Source organism: Aliiroseovarius sp. S1123, assembly GCF_023015885.1.
GTDB lineage: Bacteria > Pseudomonadota > Alphaproteobacteria > Rhodobacterales > Rhodobacteraceae > Aliiroseovarius.
Genome location: NZ_JALKBE010000020.1, coordinates 1 through 1,070, shown reverse-complemented (window position 1 = coordinate 1,070; position 1,070 = coordinate 1). Strand labels below are relative to the sequence as shown.

At 55.3% G+C, this 1,070-nt stretch carries 1 pseudogene; it reads left to right on the top strand.

The window, feature by feature from the left end:
• Nucleotides 1-87: 87 nt before the first annotated feature.
• Nucleotides 88-1,070: pseudogene (locus MWU53_RS15900) on the top strand (helix-turn-helix domain-containing protein); the annotation flags it as partial.

Sequence of the window (1,070 nt, the reverse complement as noted above, 5' to 3'; positions counted from 1 at the left end):
CTGTCTGCCGTCAGCGCCTATGGGTCCAAATAGCGTTATTTGCTAAGTGAGGGTTTGTTGCTCATCGTAGCCACCAAGGAGTGGACGATGAGAAAGACAACGAAGAGCCCAGGCGAGAAGATCGTCAAAGATATCAAACGTGCAACGCGCAAGCACTATTCATCCGAAGAGAAGATCAGGATCGTGCTGGATGGCCTGCGCGGCGAGGACAGCATTGCTGAGCTGTGCCGGCGTGAAGGCATCTCTCAAGGCATCTATTACAAATGGTCGAAGGACTTCATGGAGGCTGGGAAGAAGCGGCTTGCGGGTGACACGGCACGTGCTGCGAACACTGACGAAGTGAAGGAACTGCGCCGTGAGGCAAAGGATCTCAAAGAGGTCGTCGCAGAACAGACGCTTGAGCTGCGTCTTCTCAAAAAAAGCATGTACGACGGTGGGGGCGACCACGAATGAGGTACCCTGCATCAGAAAAGTTGGAGATTATCCGGCTGGTCGAGGAAAGCCATCTGTCAGCGCGTCAGACACTGGCCAAGTTGGGCATTCCGCGCACGACATTCTATCGCTGGTACGATCGGTATCTGCAGCGTGGTGAGGCTGGATTGCAGGATCAATCGCCTAAGCCAAAACATGTCTGGAACCGTGTGCCTGATGAAGTGAAGCGTAAGGTTGTCGACTTCGCCTTGAAAGAGACGGAGCTGTCGCCCCGCGAGTTGGCGGTGACGTTCACCGATCAGGAGAGGTATTTTGTGTCGGAATCCACAGTATATCGTGTGCTGAAGGCCCACGACCTGATCACCAGTCCCGCCTTCATCGTGCTCAAGGCGGCGAACGAGTTCAAAGACAAGACAACTGGGATCAACCAGCTCTGGCAGACCGACTTCACCTATATCAAGGTCCTGGGCTGGGGCTGGTTCTATCTCAGCACGGTTCTCGACGACTACAGTCGCTACATCGTCTCGTGGAAGCTCTGCACCAACATGCGAGCGGAGGACGTGACGGACACGCTGGACCTCGCATTGCAGGCATCCGGCTGCGATCAGGTTCATGTCGCTCACAAGCCGCGCCTGCTA